This window comes from Janthinobacterium sp. FT14W (assembly GCF_009208755.1).
Taxonomy (GTDB): Bacteria; Pseudomonadota; Gammaproteobacteria; order Burkholderiales; family Burkholderiaceae_D; genus Janthinobacterium; species Janthinobacterium violaceinigrum.
Genome location: NZ_WFLL01000138.1, coordinates 1 through 452 on the forward strand (window position 1 = coordinate 1; position 452 = coordinate 452).

Below are 452 nucleotides of genomic sequence, written 5' to 3' on the forward strand. Positions count from 1 at the left end.
GGGCGGATTCAACCGGTCCTCGCAACACTAGATTGTTGAACAAATTGTAGATATTCGTCCAGTACTTCTGCCGGCGACTTCCAACCAAGCGTTTTCCGGGGTCTGGAATTCAGCGCATTAGCAACGGCTTGAATCTCTTGAGCGCTCCACCGAGACAAATCTGTACCCTTTGGGAAGTACTGCCGCAGTAGGCCATTCGTATTTTCGTTTGTGCCGCGCTGCCATGGGCTATGCGGGTCGGCAAAGAATACCTTCACCCCGGACTCGACCGTGAAGCGGGCATGATCTGACAGTTCTTTGCCACGATCCCAGGTCAATGACTGCCACAAAAGGGTGGGCATGTCCGTCACGGTATTCTTGAGCGCATTAGCCATCGTGACAGCTCCATAGCCAGCCAACGCGGGGCCATTTTTCGTCCTAGGTATCAATCCGTAGCCTTCCTCGCGAGGCAG

Annotated in this window: 1 protein-coding gene; it reads right to left on the bottom strand. The window is 54.2% G+C overall.

Annotated elements, in window-relative coordinates; genetic code table 11:
• Positions 1-8: 8 nt before the first annotated feature.
• Positions 9-452, bottom strand: a 444-nt coding sequence (locus GCN74_RS28335) for an IS30 family transposase (protein ID WP_152259713.1), incomplete at its 5' end; no start/stop codon positions are given.